The organism is Burkholderia sp. AU33423 (assembly GCF_002223135.1).
GTDB lineage: Bacteria > Pseudomonadota > Gammaproteobacteria > Burkholderiales > Burkholderiaceae > Burkholderia > Burkholderia lata_D.
In genome coordinates this window covers 64,120-81,455 of record NZ_NKFH01000007.1, presented here as the reverse complement: position 1 = coordinate 81,455, position 17,336 = coordinate 64,120, and the positions used below count along the sequence as shown (strand labels likewise).

Annotated in this window: 15 protein-coding genes; 8 read left to right on the top strand and 7 right to left on the bottom strand. The window is 64.4% G+C overall.

The features are described from left to right. Nucleotides 1-5: 5 nt before the first annotated feature. A complete protein-coding gene (locus tag CFB50_RS18665; protein WP_089446826.1) occupies nucleotides 6-1,031 on the top strand; it encodes a MerR family transcriptional regulator in 1,026 nt (341 codons plus the stop codon). Nucleotides 1,032-1,409: 378 nt separating this feature from the next. Here the strand turns inward: CFB50_RS18665 and CFB50_RS38830 are convergent, their stop codons facing one another. Together CFB50_RS38830 and pdxR are read right to left on the bottom strand one after the other, a co-directional pair. Continuing rightward, nucleotides 1,410-2,375, bottom strand: coding sequence for a hypothetical protein (locus CFB50_RS38830; RefSeq protein WP_144020671.1), 966 nt, complete (start codon nucleotides 2,373-2,375; stop codon nucleotides 1,410-1,412). Nucleotides 2,376-2,693: 318 nt separating this feature from the next. Continuing rightward, on the bottom strand, nucleotides 2,694-4,106 hold the full coding sequence (gene pdxR, locus CFB50_RS18660) for a MocR-like pyridoxine biosynthesis transcription factor PdxR (RefSeq protein WP_089446825.1): 1,413 nt from the start codon (nucleotides 4,104-4,106) through the stop codon (nucleotides 2,694-2,696). A gap of 85 nt (nucleotides 4,107-4,191) precedes the next feature. On the opposite strand from pdxR, the gene CFB50_RS18655 reads away from it, so the two are divergent. Both CFB50_RS18655 and CFB50_RS18650 read left to right on the top strand, forming a co-directional pair. After that, nucleotides 4,192-4,641 (top strand): GNAT family N-acetyltransferase, encoded by a 450-nt coding sequence (locus CFB50_RS18655; protein WP_089446824.1) that lies wholly within the window; start codon nucleotides 4,192-4,194, stop codon nucleotides 4,639-4,641. Beyond that, a complete protein-coding gene (locus tag CFB50_RS18650; protein ID WP_089446823.1) occupies nucleotides 4,641-5,255 on the top strand; it encodes an FMN-dependent NADH-azoreductase in 615 nt (204 codons plus the stop codon). The genes CFB50_RS18655 and CFB50_RS18650 overlap by 1 nt, the downstream gene beginning before the upstream one ends. Before the next feature lie 85 nt (nucleotides 5,256-5,340). On the opposite strand, the gene CFB50_RS18645 is transcribed toward CFB50_RS18650, so the two are convergent. Then, complete coding sequence (locus CFB50_RS18645) at nucleotides 5,341-6,156, bottom strand: alpha/beta hydrolase (protein ID WP_089446822.1); 816 nt, start codon at nucleotides 6,154-6,156, stop codon at nucleotides 5,341-5,343. A gap of 13 nt (nucleotides 6,157-6,169) precedes the next feature. Next, entirely contained in the window at nucleotides 6,170-7,465 is a 1,296-nt protein-coding gene (locus CFB50_RS18640) for an MASE1 domain-containing protein (RefSeq protein WP_089446821.1), read from the bottom strand. Nucleotides 7,466-7,764: 299 nt separating this feature from the next. Between CFB50_RS18640 and CFB50_RS18635 the strand changes: the two genes are divergently transcribed. Continuing rightward, entirely contained in the window at nucleotides 7,765-8,721 is a 957-nt protein-coding gene (locus CFB50_RS18635) for a hypothetical protein (protein WP_089446820.1), read from the top strand. Between the two features lie 85 nt (nucleotides 8,722-8,806). Next, nucleotides 8,807-9,244: a GNAT family N-acetyltransferase gene (locus tag CFB50_RS18630; RefSeq protein ID WP_089446819.1), complete on the top strand. Its 438-nt coding sequence runs from the start codon at nucleotides 8,807-8,809 to the stop codon at nucleotides 9,242-9,244. Between the two features lie 25 nt (nucleotides 9,245-9,269). Here the strand turns inward: CFB50_RS18630 and CFB50_RS18625 are convergent, their stop codons facing one another. From CFB50_RS18625 to CFB50_RS18615, 3 genes are all read right to left on the bottom strand, one after another. Then, nucleotides 9,270-10,109: a peptidylprolyl isomerase gene (locus tag CFB50_RS18625; RefSeq protein WP_089446818.1), complete on the bottom strand. Its 840-nt coding sequence runs from the start codon at nucleotides 10,107-10,109 to the stop codon at nucleotides 9,270-9,272. Between the two features lie 354 nt (nucleotides 10,110-10,463). Further along, a complete protein-coding gene (locus CFB50_RS18620) occupies nucleotides 10,464-12,398 on the bottom strand; it encodes an SMP-30/gluconolactonase/LRE family protein (protein ID WP_089446817.1) in 1,935 nt (644 codons plus the stop codon). A 541-nt stretch (nucleotides 12,399-12,939) separates the two neighbouring features. Next, nucleotides 12,940-14,244: a dicarboxylate/amino acid:cation symporter gene (locus CFB50_RS18615; protein WP_089446816.1), complete on the bottom strand. Its 1,305-nt coding sequence runs from the start codon at nucleotides 14,242-14,244 to the stop codon at nucleotides 12,940-12,942. Between the two features lie 616 nt (nucleotides 14,245-14,860). Between CFB50_RS18615 and CFB50_RS18610 the strand changes: the two genes are divergently transcribed. From CFB50_RS18610 to CFB50_RS18600, 3 genes are read left to right on the top strand one after another with little or no spacing between them, the layout of a single operon-like run. Beyond that, on the top strand, nucleotides 14,861-16,006 hold the full coding sequence (locus CFB50_RS18610) for a glycosyltransferase (protein ID WP_089446815.1): 1,146 nt from the start codon (nucleotides 14,861-14,863) through the stop codon (nucleotides 16,004-16,006). Nucleotides 16,007-16,011: 5 nt separating this feature from the next. Then, the gene (locus tag CFB50_RS18605; protein WP_069252815.1) at nucleotides 16,012-16,572 is read left to right on the top strand and encodes a hypothetical protein; all 561 of its coding nucleotides are present in this window, start codon (nucleotides 16,012-16,014) and stop codon (nucleotides 16,570-16,572) included. 23 nt (nucleotides 16,573-16,595) lie between these two features. Further along, entirely contained in the window at nucleotides 16,596-17,330 is a 735-nt protein-coding gene (locus CFB50_RS18600) for a polysaccharide deacetylase family protein (protein ID WP_089446814.1), read from the top strand. The last annotated feature ends 6 nt before the right edge of the window (nucleotides 17,331-17,336 follow it).

The following is a 17,336-nucleotide window of genomic DNA, read 5'->3' as shown; positions in this document are numbered from 1 at the left end:
GACCCATGAGCGATGTCACACGCGGCCTGAGCGCATCGGAAGCCGCTACGCGGCTCGGCGTATCGGTGAAGGCGCTGCGGCTGTATGAGCGGCAAGGACTGGTCACGCCCGGGCGAACGCTGGCCGGATATCGCGCCTACGGCCCGGACGATCTGGCGCGTGCGGCCGAAGTCGCGGCGCTTCGCGCGCTCGGCTTGAGCCTGGCTCAGGCCGCGAACGTGCTGGGAGGCGACGCCCGCAGCCTGAGCGACGCCCTGGCGACGCATGAAGCGGCGCTCGGGCGCGACATTCAGGATCTGGTCGGCAAGGTCGACAAGGTTCGCGCGATCCGCGCCGATCTCGCACGCGGCCGCATGCCCGACGACGGCGAATTGACGCGTCTGCTCGCTCCGGCCGCCGCGGGCGTTGCGTTCAGCCTTCCCTGGCCGTGGGACGGCGAATGGTTCGAATTTCGCGATATCCGTCCGCTGAACTACATCATCGGTTCGCTGGGCAGCGGCAAGACCCGTCTCGCGCATCGGCTGGCCGACGCATTGCCCGGTGCCGCGTTCATCGGGCTGGACCGGCTGGAAGACGGCGGCGCAGCTGCCTTCGCCGCGTTGCGGGCCGATCCGGCGCTGAAGGCGCGGGTCGAACGCACGTCGGCATGGCTCGCTGACGAAGGTGCCACGGCGTCTGCGGCGCTGACCGTGCTGCTTGCCGGCCTCGAGGCGGATGGCGCCGGCGCCCGGGTCGTGGACATGATCGAACAGGATCTCGACCAGCCGACGCAGGCGGCGCTGATTGCGTGCCTTCGCCAGCGTGCCAGAGCCGACGGCATGCGGCCGCTGTTCATGCTGACCCGCTCGTCGGCGATGCTGGACCTGTCGGCCGTCGGACCCGACGAAGCGATCATTCTGTGTCCCGCGAACCATAGCCCGCCGGCCCGCGTCGCACCGTACCCCGGCGCACCGGGCTACGAAGCGGTGGCCACCTGTCTTGCGTCGCCTGCCACCCGCGAACGGATCGCGCGGCTGCCGGAGGCGGGGTAGCGGCATCGCTGCGGATTGGCGTCACGGTCGACGATGGCCGGCGTGTGCGGCTCGGGCAGCCGATGCCGTAGGGCGACAGAGTATGGGCAGCAGTGTGTGCAGAAAATCAGCGACTTACGTCCAGTCGCGCCGCCGGTGCCGGGACGGGGGCGGGGCGTCAGAGTTAGTGCAATTGGTCTACTGCGGCGCCTAACGAGTGGCATTTCGTTGTGCGCGATTGACTGCTGCCGCCCCGAAGCGAACGTTCAGCCTACTCGAACATGTCGGCTACCGCGGCTATTTCACGGCATCGATTGTCGGCAATCGTCCCTGGATAGCCCAGAACCACTGACGGCAGATTACGCGGTGGCCGATCTCCGGTCATTGCTTCTATAACGTTCAATCCTCCGCCGTTAGTTCCACTGTGCTATCTTGGATTCGACATACAAATTTGTGTCGATCCGACGGCGGCACTGAGCGAGAGAAAAATCGAAAATGTTCTGTCGGTTCTTCCATCTCCAATAGAACGGAAATAGATTTTATCTTGTGTTTATTGGCAAGAAGTAGCAGCGTGTTTCTCAGCTCCCCCTCCTCCGCCTCCTTGTTCTCTTCTTGAGATTTTGCTCCGAAATATTTTATTATAACATTTTCGATAATTTTACCTTCCTCCTTTACGCCAATCTCGTCGATCATAGAATTTGCGACAGCGTAGCGAAGCGGACTATCGCCAGCCTCGGTTATAGACGTTACCTTAAACAAATTATAATAAACGAAGTAATCGTACTCTTCATTGGGAACTCGATACACCATGTCCGAAAATCCACGGTGAATGCGATTTAACGGCCTCGTCGCTGGATTTTGTGTTGAACCGACGTAATGTACCTCGGTATCTATGCCGAGATCGATACCGCACTGAAGCAGAAAATCGTGTATGGGCATCGAAACTTTTTCAACATCCGAAACAAAGATCGTTATCAGTCGTTCGGAAACTTCGACGCGTGGCTTGATCGCCTTGCCGCTCTGATAATCACGTATCTTTGTTGTGACCTTTATTGGCTTATCGCTTCGGCCGATCGTTACGTAAAAATTCAATCGACTTCCAAAAAACGAATATCGAGGTTTTCGTTTCATGGAAAATCTAACCCTTTTCCGCGCACCAAGAAAATATACAAATCTCTTGTCGATTTGCGACTTCAATACTGCCTGCAAGTTCTTAAAATAATCCGTTATCTGTTTTTTTACATCAAAGCCATCAGGCGGGTCAATTACCAGGTCATACCAAAACCGATCTGATTTTGAAAGTTCGACTTGCCACTTTTTATCGGCATCTTTGTACGAAGGTTCATTCTTGACGAATTCAAACATTCCACGCGACATGTACGCACCCCGTTTTTATTCGGACACGCAATCGTAGCGGGATTATGTGATTTTCGCTGGGGTACGTGCGTCTGCTTGCCCAAGCCAAACCGATGACTGAAGCAACATCCCAAGCCTGCCGTATACGGGGCCTAGATCGTGACGGATCTGACTGACCTATGAGGTATGAATCCGGACAGCGACGTCACCGGGTGATATCGACAATGCGCAGGACAGTCGCAGTAACTCAGTCAAACAATCGCAAAGCCGTGGCACCAGTCGCACACACTTCGGCGCTCCACGGGTGCGCAATCCACCACACACGGTTCACGCACGCATGAGCCGATACAGGCGCCGCACCAGCGTCAACGCCTGCTGCGCCGACATCAGGTTCGTGAACCCGAGCAACATGCCGGGCGGCATCCGGCGGCCCTGGCTCCACTCATTCAGCGGCTGGATGGAAAACCCCTGCAGCCCGGCCATGCGAGCGACGGCGCGATCGTCGACTGCCGTGCGCCAATAGGCCACCACATGCAGGCCGCCCGCGCGGGGCGGAATGTGCAGCGTATCGCCGAACACCTTGCCCAACGCATCGATCAACCACGCTCGGCGAGTGGCGTACAGCGCACGCATTTTCTTCAGATGGCGCGCGAAGTGCCCTTGCTCCATGAAATCGGCGACGACGGATTGCATCAGCATCTGGCCGCTGCCGCCGAACCAGCCGGCGGTGTCGCGAAAGGCCGCGACCAGCTCCTCCGGAACGACGAGATACCCCAGCCGCAAGCCCGGATACAGCACCTTGCTGAACGATCCGGTGTAAAGCACGCGGTGGTGGCGATCCAGGCTCTTGAGCGCGGGCAGCGGGCGGCCGTGGTAACGAAACTCGCTGTCGTAATCGTCCTCGACGATCCAGGCCCGCTGCTGACGGGCCCAGTCGAGCAAGGCGAGGCGTCTCGGCAGCGACAGCGCGACACCGAGCGGGCTTTGATGGGTCGGCGTCACCACGGCAAAACGTGCATCGGCCGCCCGGCGCTGCCCCGCTTCCACGCACAGGCCGTCGTCGTCGACCGGCACGGACACGAGCCGCATCCCCGCGTGCTCGAGCAGGCGGCGGGCGTGGATATAACCGGGATCCTCGAACCAGCCGGTGTCGCCGGGACGCAGCAAGGTCCGGCAAATCAGGTCCAGCGCGCCGCGATACCCCGCGGTGATGAAAATCTGCCCGGCCGAGCAGTCGATGCCGCGCGACACGCCGAGATAGGCGGACAGCGCGCACCTGAGCCCGTCGTGCCCTTGAGGCGGCGCGTAGTCCAGCGACGGGGTCGCCATCGCCCGCACATGACGCCCGGTGAGCCGTATCCACGGCATGCGCGGAAACGCATCGAGCGCGGGAATGCCCATCTGGAACGGCTTCGGCCCGCTCGCCGTCGAATCGCCGCGCGGCGGTTCGTCCGGCCTGGGCGCCGCGGCGCGCGGCTGCCGGCCATCCGGCAGTTGGGGTGACACGACGGTGCCGGCCGGCCCGTGTGCGACCAGGTACCCTTCGCCGATGAGGATCTGATAGGCCGCTTCGACGGTGCCGCGTGCCAGATTGAGTTCGCTGGCCAGGCTCCGTACCGACGGCACGCGCTTGCCCGGCGCAAGCTTGCCCGTCTCGATCGCATCGCGGAAACGCCGGACCAGTTGCCGATAGACCGGCATGTCGAGATGACGGTCCGGCATCAGATCGTCGATTTTCATGTCCCAGTCAAATAGTCACTTTTTGGACCTTCAGGATACGCCATCCGATTCGTACAGTAACGTACGTTACCGTGGAGCAATCGTGATGCCAGAGATCCATTTGAAACGTGCCGAGACGGACGCGGATTACCGGTCGACGTTCGACGTGATGCGCGAGCTGCGCCCGCACCTGGCCGATGCCGATGCGTTCGTGCGGCAGATGCGCCGCCAGGCCGAACAAGGCTATGTGCTGCTGACCGCACGGCACGGCAACCCGGACGGCGCGGTCGTCGCGCTGGCGGGATACCGTCACCTCGAAAACACGCTGTACGGGCGCTTCGTCTATGTCGACGATCTGGTCGCGACCGAACACGCGCGCGGTCAACGGCTGGGCGAGCGGTTGCTCGATGCGGTGCGCGACGACGCGCGGCAACACGGCTGCCCGCATCTGGTACTCGATACCGGGCTCTCCAACGCGCTCGCGCAGCGTTTCTATTTCCGCCAGGGGCTGCTGTCCCGCGGCATGCATTTCAGTCAGTCTCTACAGGCGCTCTGATGAACAACCTTCTTTTTGTCGATGCCAGTCCGCATGGCAGTCATTCGCTGGGCGCACGCATTGCGCACGAAGCCATCGCGCAATGGCAGGCGGCCCGCCCCGATGCGCGGGTCGTGTCGCGCAGCCTCGGTCAACCCGGATTGCCTTCGCTATCGGCCGACTATGCGCATGCGGTGGTCGCGAGGCAGCCGGATTCCGATCCCGCACTGGCGTACTCCGAACAACTGATCGCGGAAGTGGAACACAGCGACGGCGTGTTGATCAGCACACCGATGCACAATTTCACGGTGCCTGCCGCGCTGAAGTTGTGGATCGATTTCGTGCTACGTATCGGCCGCACGTTCACGGCCACGCCGGAAGGCAAGTTCGGCCTGCTCACCGATCGACCCGTGCTCGTGCTGGTACGCTCGGGCGGCATCTGCACCGGCGCAGCGGCACGGCAGCCCGATTTCCTGACCCCGTACCTGAAGCAGGTGCTGGCCGTCATCGGCCTGTCGACGGTCGATTTCATCTACCTCGAAGGCATTGCGCCGAGCGACGCAGCCATCGACGCGGTACGCGGTCAGTTGGCCGCATCGACCCTGCTGGCGCGACGCGCGACGGAAACGGCATGAATTCGCCAAGCCCCGGTACGCATGCGTTACCCGATGCGGACCGGGGGCAGCGGATATAAGGCATCCCGGGCCGGGCAGGTCGCCGTCAGGATTCCAGCCGTCCCATCCGGCGCGCCATCGCCGGGCTGACCGCATGCACCGGATCGAACCCGAAGAAGTCGAGCACGTGGCGCGCGACGTCGTCTCGATCGTTGTCCGCGCAGATCATGTGATAGCTGTTCTCCAGCACGATCCCGCGCGCGTCGGGCATCGTTTCCAGCAGGAAATCGGCCGAGCGCAGGCTCGTCAGTTCGTCCTCGCGCGCATGCAGCACGAGCGTCGGGCACGGCGTGCCGGCCGCGGCCTCGAGCACCCAGTCGCGCATCCGGTCGACCTGTCGCACGCACGCGAGCGGCACCCACGCATAGTGGAAATTGTCCTCGCGCTCGAACTTCTTCTTCACGATCGCGCGGATCGTCGCGTTCTTGATGCCGAACGGATCGCCTTCCTCCACACGCATCCGCTCCGCCACACCCGGCACGCGGTACAGCACGTGCCGCAGCGCGCGGTACCACGGCGTCGACCAGCCGTCGATGAACACCGGCGTGGCCAGCAACGCGAGCCGGCCGCGCGCATGCTGCACGCGATGGCACAGCAGCAGCGCGACCAGCGCACCCATGCACATGCCCGCGACATGCAGCGTGTCGTACTCGTTTTCCAGCGCACGATACTGCTCGGTCACCGCATCGAGCCACGCCTCCGCGCGCACGCCGACCAGATCCTCGGGGCGCGTGCCGTGCCCCGGCAGCGTGATCATGTGCGTGTTGGCGCCCGCGCGCCGCATCGCCTTGTGCAGCGAACCGAGATCGTATTGCGTGCCGCCGAGTCCATGGATCAGCAGGACGCCCGTGCGGCCCGTCATGACGTGCGTCCGCTCATTCGTCCGCCGCCGGCCACACGCGCTCGAGTTGCCAGACGCCCGCCACCACCGTCACGTCGACATTCGAATCGAGCAGTGGCGCGCCATGATCGGTGACCGTCTGCGTGCCGCCGTCGCGCTGCACGATGCGCAGCGACAGCGATGCGCGATCCTCGCCCGCGATCTCCGCATCCCAGTAGTCGCGCAGCGCATCGCGGTCGCCCGGCTGCACGCGTTCGAGCACGAGCGGCACGCTCGCGATCTGTGCAGCATCGACGCCGACGCCGAACACACGCTCGACGTCGCCGCTCCACTCGATCCGCCCCGATTCCGGGTCGAGCACGTATGCGATCTGGCCGGCGCTCGCGAGCGCGAGCTCCATGTTGTTCTGCAGGACTGCCGCATGTTCATGCACGCGTTCGCGGGTCGTCTTCAGCGTGCTCACCGCCAGCACCAGCAGCGACGCGACCGCCAGATAGAGCTGCGCCTCGAGCAACGCACTGCCGTAATGCTCGTGAAACGACGCGAACGGGCCGTCGCCCTGCGCGGTCTGCTCGATCACGATCAGCGCGAGCACCAGCACCGACGACGAGCCCGCGCGGCCGCCGAGCAGCAGCGTCACCGCGACGGTGAGGAATAGCGGGATATACGTCAGCGCGAAGCCGGCGCCGGTGCCGAATTTCTGCGACGTGTCGCCGTCGAAGATCACGAGCGCGACGCCCACGACCAGCACGAACGAGACCATGCCGAGCACGAGGTCGAAGCGCTCGTGATCGCCCGAGCGGTGCGCGCGAAAGCGCGACCATGACGCGAGCACCGGCGTGACCAGCAGCACGCCGACGAAATCGGACGCGGCCCACACCGACCACACGTCGAAGAACGGCGCGCCCTTGACCACCGTGTACCAGGCCGCGCCGCCGATCGCGCCGACCACGCCCGCGATCAGGCCGGCGAGGATCACCGAGCGCAGGAAATACAGCCCCTGGAGCGAGAAGCGCACGCGCTGGACGAGCCACACCGCGAGCGCGGCCGCGCCGACCTCGTCGACGGTGAACAGCACTGCGTTGAGCAGGTTGCCGTGTTCGATGCCGCTCAGCGCGAGCTGCCCGACCAGGAACGCGCCGGCCAGCGTCAGCCATTCGCGCATCGGCCGCAGCATGAACGCGCCGACCGTCACGCCGGCCGGCAGCCAGATATAGCCCGTCAGCCGGACGGGGCCGTTGAACTGGTGCGAGATGTAGCCGGTCGCGAGATAAAGCGCCGCCCAGAGCAGCGCGGCGACGAGGCCAGGCCGCGATCGTTTGGTGTCCATCGAGAATCCCTGTGTGCTGCGCCTGCGGTCGGCAGGTGCGCGATGTGCGAATGATATGCGGACGGGGCGGGCCGGGGAATACCGGGGCCGGAAGCGCGTGCGGGCGCCCGCGCGCTGGCGGTTGTGACCGGGCAAGGATCGGAAAAGTTCGGCGTGTGCCGGGTACGGTCGGGACACGTCAGAACGTCGTCTTGGCCGGACGGCCAAAATCGCCCGCGGCCGGTGGATCGCATCTAGCATGAAAGACATCCGAAAGCATGCGCTTCCGGTATCGTCCACGTCATCCGCCCACTTTCCGCATGACCATACGCCATGAAAACCGTACCGGCCCGGCCGATCCCGGCCCCCTCTGCGCCATGAGCCGCTTTCGCGCCACATACGACGGGCCCGCGCTCGAATCGTCGGAAATGGACGTGCGCGAACTCGCGCCCGCGCTGCTTGCCATCGGGGATCTGCTCGACGCATCGACCCGCGCGCTGTGCGGCAATCAGGTGCGGCCGCAGGTGAACGTGCGCGGCAGCTTCAAGACCGGCAGCTTCGGCATCGACCTCACGCTCGCGACCTCATTGCTCGGCCGCATGCGCGACATGCTGAGCGGCAACGAAGGCACGGCGCTCGCCAATGCGGTCACGATCCTGACCGCGCTCGGCATCGCCGCGCCGAAGGCGGGAAAGGGGCTCTTCGCCGTCCTCAAATGGCTGCGCGGGCGCGAGATCCTGCAGGTGCAAATGCAGGACCACACCGCCATCCTGCACGTCGAAGGCGACACCCTCGAAATCGACCTGCCCGTCCTCACCCTGTTGCGCGACGTCGGCGTGCGCCACGCTACCGAGCAAGTGCTTGCACCGCTCGCGCGCGAAGGCATCGTGGTGTTTGCGGTCGGCACCGATACGGAGATAGTCGAAACGGTCGACCGGAGCGAAATCGCGTGGTTTCACGCGCCCGAACCCGCCGACTCGCTGATCCTCGACGAGCATTGCAAGATGGCGTTCTCGATCGTGTCGCTCGCATTCAAGGACGACAACAAGTGGCGGCTGTACGACGGCACGTCGACGATTCATGCGGCTATCACGGATACCGGCTTCCTGTCGCGCGTGAACAACAGTCAGGTCAGCTTCAGCAAGGGTGACGTGCTCGTGTGCAAAGTCCGCATGCAGCAGTGGCAAACCTCGGACGGAGCAAAAACCGAATACGAAGTGACGGATGTCCTCGAACATCGCCCAGCCAGCCTACAGATTCAGTTGCCGGGCCTTTGACCGGCACTCCTCATTCGGCAATCATTCGCTGGGGTTCGACCTTCCCGTCGACGCTCCCGCCTTCCCGAACGAACGAGTCCGCCCGATGACACACGCAATCCGCCTGCGCCCGGCGTCAGCCGCCGACCTGCCGTTCCTGCTGACGCTTCGCAAGCTCACGATGACGGAGCACCTGCAACGCGCTGGCATGCCGTCCGACGACGACGCGCACGACCGGCGCATCCGCGCGCATTTCGACGATGCGATGATCGTCTGCGAAGGCGATGAAACCATCGGCTTGCTGAAGGTGACACGCGCCGCCGACGAGTGGCACGTGCACCAGATCCAGATCCTCCCGGCGCATCAGGGGCAGGGCATCGGCGAAGCCGTGCTGAGCGCACTCCTGAGCGACGCGGCACGCGCGCACGTGCCGGTGTCGCTCAGCGTGCTGCACGGCAACCCGGCGCGGCGGCTCTACGAACGGCTCGGCTTCCGCAGCGAATCGGAAACCGAAACGAGCGCGAGCATGATCTGGCGCGCGTGACATCCGGCGTTTCAACGCCGCCGCATTACTGCGTGATCTTCGCGTCCTTCAGCAGGTTGCCGATCATCTGCGCACTCGCCTTCTCCACCGCAGCCGCCTGCAGTTGCTGCTGAAGCCCCGGCTTCGCGGTCGCGAAACCCGGCACCTGCGTCGGCCGCTTCGCATCCAGCTTCACGATCGCCCGCACGCCATCGACCGGAATCGAATCGCTCGTCGCGGCGCCGACCTTCAGTTTCTCGAGCGCCTGCGCGACCGGCAGCGGCAGGCCAGACGTCTTGCCTTCCGTCGCCGGCGTGTGGAAGCTCACCCACGGCAGCTCGCCGCCGGCGTCGCGGCTCGGCGCCATGCTGTACTGACGCGCCAGCCCTTCGAACGACTTGCCCGCCTTCAGCTCGCTGAGCACCGTCGCGGCCGTCACCGGATCCTTGACGATGATCAGGCGCGGCTTGTACTCGTTCTTGCCGAGCGCGGCCACGAGTTCGTCGTAGCGCGCCTTGACCTGTTCTTCTGTCACCGGCTCGGGCTTCACGTTGTCGCGCAGGTAAAGCTGCACTTCGGCATTCGTTTTCGCCTGCTGCACCGCCGCCTTGACCTCGGGCTTGTCGGCATAGTTCGCCTTCTCGGCGGCCTGCTGAACCAGCACGCGCGTGATCAGCTGATTCTTGATCGCCTGGCGGATCTGCGGCGAGTCGGGTTGCCCGGACGCGCGCAGCAGCGTATCGACGTCGGCCTGCGTGATCGGCGTGCCATTGACCGTCGCAACGGTCGCCGTGGTCGCCGCCGTCTCTGCATGGACAGTACCGCTCAGTGCGCCGGCCAGCGCAGCAATCAGCAACAGGCGGTTCGGTGTGGGTTTCGTCTTCATCTTTTCGTCACTTCGGCTCAAAAAACGCGGCATGGGAAGCCGCGCAAATGCCCCGGCACTGCAATGCGCCGGCGCAACCAGTCAGTCGATTCGGGTCATCGTCATGAGCACGCGCAGTGCCTGCCGGTGCCGCAGTCATTGTGCCCGTAACCGATTTTCCGCGTCGTGTGGTTGGGGACAGCCGCCCGGCGGGCGGCGAGGCGCGCGTTGCGCACGCCGGTCATTACGAACGCGTGATGTGGAAATTCTGTGGAAGCGGCATGGAAATCCCGCGAAACCGCGATGAATCACGTCATGGCGTCGCGAGCCCGGCCGCCGACCGAGGTCGAGGCGGTCGCGCGTGCGTCGTCAAAGTCAGGGCGTCCAGCGGTACACGGTGATGCTGTTCCCTTTCACGTTGTTCTTCATCACCACGTACTCGCCGTTCGATCGGCGGTAGGCGCGGATGCTGTACATCGCATCGATCGCGCTGCTGGTATCCACGGTCGCGGGGCTCGCGTTGACCAGCGTGGTGTCGAGATTGCCGGTGGTGAGGTTGAATGCGTCGACGTTCGGCCACAGCGGCCCGCTGCTGCTGAACCAGTAGCCGACGAACAGATGGTTGCCCACCGCGTCGATCGATTTCGCGCCGCTGTGCGGCAGCGTGATCACAGGGTCGGGCTTCGTCGTGTTGCCCGCGCTCCAGCCGTGATACACCTCGATGCGCGTGCCGATCGACGTCCAGTCGTTGCTCCCGATGGCGCCCTGCGCGAGCACCATCGTGTCGCTGTCCGCGAGATAGACGATGCGCGTGAGCGGCTGGATGCTGTCGGGCACGCGGGTCGCGACGCCCGGCCCCCACGACGGCTTGCCGCTCGCGTCGAAACCGGTCAGCGGGTAGTGGGTAATCGCGCCGGTCTTGTCGAGGCCGGCCCACACATCGCCCTTGCTGTCGATGCTGAAGCCGCTCGTCACGCGCCGCGTGGTGTTGAACGCGGGGCCCGGGATCGAGCCGTCCGGAATCGCGATATAGCCGTTCGCCGCGTTGAAGTGGAAGAAGTAGAAAATCGGCGGGTTCTGACCCGCCGCGACGAGAATCCGGTACGCCCCCACCGACGTGAGCAGCCCGAAATGCTCGTCGCGCTGCGTGTCGCTCATGTTGATGCGCGGATCGGCTGGATACGTGAACGGGTCGACCGTGTTCGCGACGAACTTGCCGCCCGCGCTGCCGCTGTACACATGCGTGCCGCCATAGAACAGCGCGCCGTCCGTGACGGGGTCCGGCGCGGCGATCCCTTCGAAGTTCAGCGACTGCAGCGTCCACCGCAGGCTGCCGGTGCTGCTGTACGCATGAATGTCGGTCGCGCCGTTGCGGCCGAGGTCCCAGCTGCCGCCCCATGGATTGTTGAGCACGTAGAGATTGCCGCCGGTGTCCTTGCCGAGCCCGACGATGCGCGTGAAGCGCTGCGCACCGACCTGCCCCTTGATGCCCGTCGTCGTGTCGAGATAGCCGCCGCGCACGCCGAACGTGCCGGCCAGCGCGGGCCGTCCCGACACCGTATAGCGCTTGATGTTCTGGTCGGGGCCTTCGTCGCCCACCAGCAACTGGCCGGCCGTGGCATCGAAAACCAGCGCCGACGGCTGCGACCCGGCCGGCATCCGGATCGTGTTCAGCAGCGCACCGGCCGGGCTGAAGCCGGCGATCGCGCCCGCACTCTTCTGCGCGACCCACACGTTGCCCGCGCCGTCCACCGCGAGCGCGCCCGGTGCTGACACGCTGATGTCCCGCTGCCACGCGCCGTCGGTGGTGAATACGCGCACGCGATTGCCGTAGAAGTCGCTCGCATAGAGCAGCGAGCCGGCCGTTGCGAGCCCGGTGACAACATCGATGCGCGGCTGGTTGGTCGCCGCGCTGACCTGGATGACGCGGTCGCGATACTTCGTCGCGCGGTTGTAGCGCCCCACCGCGCCGCTGCCGTACGTCTTGCCGGGCTGCAGCGCGGCGAACAGCGACGTCGCGTTACCGGTGATCGCGCTGCCCTGGAACTCCGAGTGCGTGCCGATCGAGCCGATGCTCTTGCCGTTCTGGTAGATCGCGACACCGCCTTCGTCCTCGTCCCACATCGACGCCGTATAGATCACGCCTTCGGGCGCGACCCACATCGCGCGCGCGACGTTGCCGACGTGGGCCGCGAGCGTGCCGTACGTATTCGCCAGCCAGTCGGTGGTGTTGCCTGCGTGAACGGCGGGGGTCATCGCGGCGATCGCTGCGGCGAGAAGCGCAGCCTGAAATCGTTGTCTGGCGACCATGACGGATGTGCTCCTGAATGGTGGAACATTCACATGAAGGGCAGGCCGGATGGCTTGAAAACCGCAATGCGTAAATTCTTCCCCTGAATCATCCGGCGCAGTCGGTATTACGTGCAGCATGCGTTCGATAATGCGCAGCGCGAGAATAGCGTTATATAAATCGAAAAAAATTGCGAATCGCTCGCGTCATTGCGATTTTCACGGGTTCGGCTTTGATGGCATTGCCCGTGACACCTAGGCGCGCCGACGGCGAGCGCGACTGCGCGACAGTGAATGGTCACTTACACGTCGAATTGGGGATCGGGAAAATCAGGCTTGCGCGTGTCCGCGGGAATATCGCCGTGTATTAAACGACGACGGATTGAAACGGCGAGCGCCAAGTATCAATCAGGGAATCAGGGAAAACGACCGCATTCAAGACGGGATCATCGTCCCAAAACAAATCGCCGGCCTGAATCCGTTTCGAATCCAGGCCGGCGATTATCCACTACCGGAAAACAGGCAGCGCACCCCTATCGCTGCGCTGCCGCATTGCTGCATGTCATGCCGATGCCGAGGTCTCCGGCACCTTCACCTTCATCGCACGGCCATTGTCCGGATCGTTGTCGTCGCGCGGGGCGTCGAGCTGCCCTTCCCACTTCGCGACCACGGCCGCCGCGATCGAGTTGCCGACCGCGTTGGTGGCCGAGCGCCCCATGTCGAGGAACATGTCGACGCCCATGATCAGCAGCAACCCGGCTTCGGGCAGGTTGAACTGGTTGAGCGTCGCCGCGATCACGACCAGCGACGCGCGCGGCACGCCCGCCATCCCCTTCGACGTGACCATCAGCATCAGCAGCATCGTGATCTGCGTGCCCAGCGGCAGATGAATGCCGTACACCTGCGCGATGAACAGCACCGCGAACGTGCAATACATCATCGAGCCGTCGAGGTTGAACGAATAGCCGATCGGCAGCACGAAGCTCGAGATCTTGCGGTTCACGCCGAAGCGGTCGAGCGCGTCCAGCAGCTTCGGATACGCGGCTTCGGAGCTCGCCGTCGCGAACGACAGCAGGAACGGCTCGCGGATCAGCCGGATCAGCGTGAACGCACGCTTGCCGAGGAACGTCACGCCGGCGAGCGTCAGCACGCCCCACAGCAGCGCCAGTGCCAGATAGAAGCTCGCCATGAACTTCGCGAACGTGAGCAGGATGCCGAGCCCCTGGGTGGTAATCGTCGACGCCAGCGCCGCGAACACCGCGACCGGCGCGAACCACATCACCGCGCCCGTCACCTTCAGCATCACCTGCGCGAGATCGTCGATCACGCCGGTCAGGCGCTTGCCCGACTCGCCGAGCGCGGACAGCGCCGTGCCGAAGAAGATCGAGAACACGACGATCTGCAGGATTTCGTTGTTCGCCATCGCTTCCGCGATCGACTTCGGCACCAGGTGGACCACGAAGTCCTTCAGCGTGAAGGCGCCCGTCTTCAGGCCGAGGGACGCATCGGACGCCGGCAGCGGCAGGCTCAGATGGCTGCCCGGTTGCAGGATCGTTGCGGTCAGCAGGCCGAGCAGCAACGACGTGAACGACGCGATGAAAAACCAGCCGAACGCCTTGACGCCGACGCGGCCCACGGCACTGCCGTCGCCCATTTGCGCAATGCCGACGGTCAGCGTCGCGAATACCAGCGGCGCGATGATCATCTTGATCAGGCGCAGGAATACGTCGGACAGCAACGACACGTAGCCGGCGACCTCCTTCGCCATGTTCGGGTCGGGAAACGCGCTATGACAGGCGTAACCCACTGCGATACCAAGAATCATCGCGACAACGATGTACTTGGTGATGTTGTGCTTCTTCTTCATTAGTAATCCAAATCACAAATCGTATGTTGCTAACGGCTGGCACATCTTTCGCGCCCGGCTACAAATCGAAACCCACGTCTCTCTGGGTGCGACGAGTCCGCCTTTGGCAGTCGCCATGGCGGACAGGGGGGGCATTCTAACGCAAATGGCCGTCCGGCTTTCAAATCTGAAAGTCGAACGGGTTGATCTGCGTCCGGATGCCGTCGAAAAGTCGGGTTTTGTCGCGATCCAGCCCGCTTCCTGCCTGGTTCCTGCCCCGTCGGCAGTGGGTAATCGGGCCGCGTCTCCCATCGCGCAGGCTCGCCACGGTTCACGCGCCGGCGACAGGAACCGTAGCGCCAAACTCCCCCCTCCTCCCCGGCGGCATCGCACCGCGTGACGACACGGTGAACGATCGTGACACTTGTTCACAAAGATGCGCAGACCTTGACACTACGGTACGTAATGCTTCTGTAATATTTGGAAACGATTCGCGGTGGTGCCCCGCCGGGGCGTCGATGCGCGATCACGCATCGACAACGCGGGACCCGGTTCGAATCATTGCTTTCACTAGGCGGACGCGCTCGTTTTCTCAGTAGTCCTGCCGAGTGAATGATCGAGGAAAGGCGGCATCGTGATGAACATTCTGTATACCAACTTCCACGGCGACTACGGCGGCGGCCAGGACACCTACGTCCGTGATCTTGCCGCCGCGATGAGCCGGCACCATCGCGTGACCGTCGCGTCACCGGAGGGTAGCCGCCTGTCGCGACTGTTGAAGGACAGTCCCGACGTGGCCATCTTCGACATGGAATTCAAGCCGCGCTGGAACCGGCTGTGTCAGGAAATCCTCCGGCTGCGCCAGTTGATCGTCGCCGAGCGTTTCGACGTCATCCATGTGAACGGGTCCGCCGATCACCGGCAGGTGATGCTCGCGCTGCTCGGCTGCCGGTATCGGCCCGCGGTCGTGCTCACCAAGCACAACACCTACCGCGCCGACAGCTTCGGCAACCTGCTGCGCGCACGCCTCGCCACCGACCACACCATCGCGGTCAGCGACTACGTGGCGGGCATGCTCGCGCTCCGGTCGCCGTACGGGAACGTCACGGTCGTCAAGCACGGCGTGCGCCGGCAGGCCGCGGAACGACTCGCGAGCGATGAAATCCGCCGCCGCAAGATCGCGCTGTTCGGGCCGTCCGGCGCGGACGCGATCGTGCTGGGCAGCAGCGCCGGCACCGCGCCGGAGAAAGGCTGGATGGACCTGATCGCGGCGCTGGGCCGCCTGCCCGAACACGAGCGCGAGCGGTTTCGCGTGCTGCTGGTCGGCGCGGAGCCGACCGCCGAGCAATGCGAGCAGATCGCGCTGCACCGCATGGCCGCGCGCACCGCTTTCACCGGCCGGCTCGACGACGTGCGGACACCGTTCTCGATCATCGACGTGTCGTTCGTGCTGTCGTACCACGAGAGCCTGTCGTATGCGTGCCGTGAAGCGATGGCGCTCGGCTGCCCCGCGATCGTGACGCGCGTGGGCGGGCTGCCCGAAAACGTCGAACCGGGCGTGGACGGCTGGGTCGTCCCGCCGCGCGAACCCGCTGCGATCGAGGCCATCCTGCGCGCGATCATGCGCGAGCCCGGGTGCGTGCGCGCGATGGGGCGCAGCGCGCGGCTGAAAGGCAAGCGTGAATTCTCGTTCGAACGATTCATCGACGCGACGCTGTCCGTCTATCAGAAATCGATTCGTCACAACCCGTATCGTCGGGTGACATCCATGAGGTCCGTTTAATGGCAATGAATATCTGGAAGAAGTATTGGGACCTGCGCACGCAGGAGTGCCCGTGTGACGTGCACTTCGTCGAATGGCTGGAAGCCGCGCGCCTCAAAGGCATCCGCATCTATCACTTCGGCACCGGCGGCCATCATCATGTCGGCGTGGAATGCGCGCGGCCGCACCTGAACAACACCGTCTTCGGCGTGACGGCGTCGCCGAAGGAATACAAGTCGTACGTCGATCTCGTCACGCGGCAACCGGAGGTGAGCAAGACTTATCTGGCCTATTTCGGCGACATCTATACGAGCAACTCGGACCTGCTGCCGGCGTTCGACGTCGTCACGCTGTTCCATCTGTGCGAGTTCCGCGACGAGACGAACAGCCGCTACGGCGCGAAGACCGACGCCGACGTGCTCGACCTGTTCGCCCGCCATACCGCGCGCAACGGCCACCTGCTGTTCTACAAGGGCTCGTCGGCATACCGGAAGGCCGAGCCGATCATCGAGCAATGGGCGGCGAATGCCGATTTCGTCGAAATCGGCGACTTCAAGACCCTGCGGATTTTCCGCAAGGCCGCGTAATTCCCCGTTCTCGCGATCCGCTCATGCTGCTGCCCGCCACGCGCTACCCGATCCTGATGTATCACCAGGTCCGCACGCCGCCGCCACCGCCCGACCGGCTGCGCAGCCTGAGCGTCGCACCCGACGCGTTCCGCCGCCAGATGACGCTGTTCAAGCGGCTCGGCTACCGTGGCCTGAGCGTGCGCGAACTGCAGCCGTACCTGCGCGGCGAGCGCAGCGGGAAGGTCTTCGGCATTACGTTCGACGACGGCTTTCTCAACGTGCTGACGCATGCGATGCCCGTGCTCGACGCGCTCGGCTTCACCGCGACCTGCTACTTCGTCGCCGGCCGGTTCGGCGGCGAGAACGACTGGGATGCGGCCGCCGATACCGCACGCTCCCCGCTGATGACGTACGCGGACATGCTCGCATGGCGCGATCACGGCCATGAAATCGGCTCGCATACGCTCGATCACGTCGCGCTGTCGCACGTGCCGGCGCACGTGTCGGAGGTTCAGATTACCGAATCGAAGCAGCGGCTCGAAGCGTTGAGCGGCCAGCCCGTCGAATCGTTCTGCTACCCGTACGGCGATCTGGACCCGCGCGTGCGCGACCAGGTCGCCGCCGCGGGTTACCACAACGCGACGACGACCCGGCGCGGCTGCGCCGACGTGTACGACGATCGGTTCCTGTTGCCGCGGATTGCGGTCGCGGGCGGCGTCGGTGCGATGCGGCTCTGGTTCAAGTGTGCGAAGGCGCGGGTTCAGCGGCACAGGTAGCCCCGG

What these genes read in the sequence shown, in the direction of transcription:
- CFB50_RS18665 (WP_089446826.1), top strand. Translation starts at nt 6, where the DNA reads ATGAGCGATGTCACACGCGGCCTGAGCGCATCGGAAGCCGCTACGCGG.
- CFB50_RS38830 (WP_144020671.1), bottom strand. Translation starts at nt 2,375, where the DNA reads ATGTTTGAATTCGTCAAGAATGAACCTTCGTACAAAGATGCCGATAAA.
- pdxR (WP_089446825.1), bottom strand. Translation starts at nt 4,106, where the DNA reads ATGAAAATCGACGATCTGATGCCGGACCGTCATCTCGACATGCCGGTC.
- CFB50_RS18655 (WP_089446824.1), top strand. Translation starts at nt 4,192, where the DNA reads ATGCCAGAGATCCATTTGAAACGTGCCGAGACGGACGCGGATTACCGG.
- CFB50_RS18650 (WP_089446823.1), top strand. Translation starts at nt 4,641, where the DNA reads ATGAACAACCTTCTTTTTGTCGATGCCAGTCCGCATGGCAGTCATTCG.
- CFB50_RS18645 (WP_089446822.1), bottom strand. Translation starts at nt 6,156, where the DNA reads ATGACGGGCCGCACGGGCGTCCTGCTGATCCATGGACTCGGCGGCACG.
- CFB50_RS18640 (WP_089446821.1), bottom strand. Translation starts at nt 7,465, where the DNA reads ATGGACACCAAACGATCGCGGCCTGGCCTCGTCGCCGCGCTGCTCTGG.
- CFB50_RS18635 (WP_089446820.1), top strand. Translation starts at nt 7,765, where the DNA reads ATGACCATACGCCATGAAAACCGTACCGGCCCGGCCGATCCCGGCCCC.
- CFB50_RS18630 (WP_089446819.1), top strand. Translation starts at nt 8,807, where the DNA reads ATGACACACGCAATCCGCCTGCGCCCGGCGTCAGCCGCCGACCTGCCG.
- CFB50_RS18625 (WP_089446818.1), bottom strand. Translation starts at nt 10,109, where the DNA reads ATGAAGACGAAACCCACACCGAACCGCCTGTTGCTGATTGCTGCGCTG.
- CFB50_RS18620 (WP_089446817.1), bottom strand. Translation starts at nt 12,398, where the DNA reads ATGGTCGCCAGACAACGATTTCAGGCTGCGCTTCTCGCCGCAGCGATC.
- CFB50_RS18615 (WP_089446816.1), bottom strand. Translation starts at nt 14,244, where the DNA reads ATGAAGAAGAAGCACAACATCACCAAGTACATCGTTGTCGCGATGATT.
- CFB50_RS18610 (WP_089446815.1), top strand. Translation starts at nt 14,861, where the DNA reads ATGAACATTCTGTATACCAACTTCCACGGCGACTACGGCGGCGGCCAG.
- CFB50_RS18605 (WP_069252815.1), top strand. Translation starts at nt 16,012, where the DNA reads ATGAATATCTGGAAGAAGTATTGGGACCTGCGCACGCAGGAGTGCCCG.
- CFB50_RS18600 (WP_089446814.1), top strand. Translation starts at nt 16,596, where the DNA reads ATGCTGCTGCCCGCCACGCGCTACCCGATCCTGATGTATCACCAGGTC.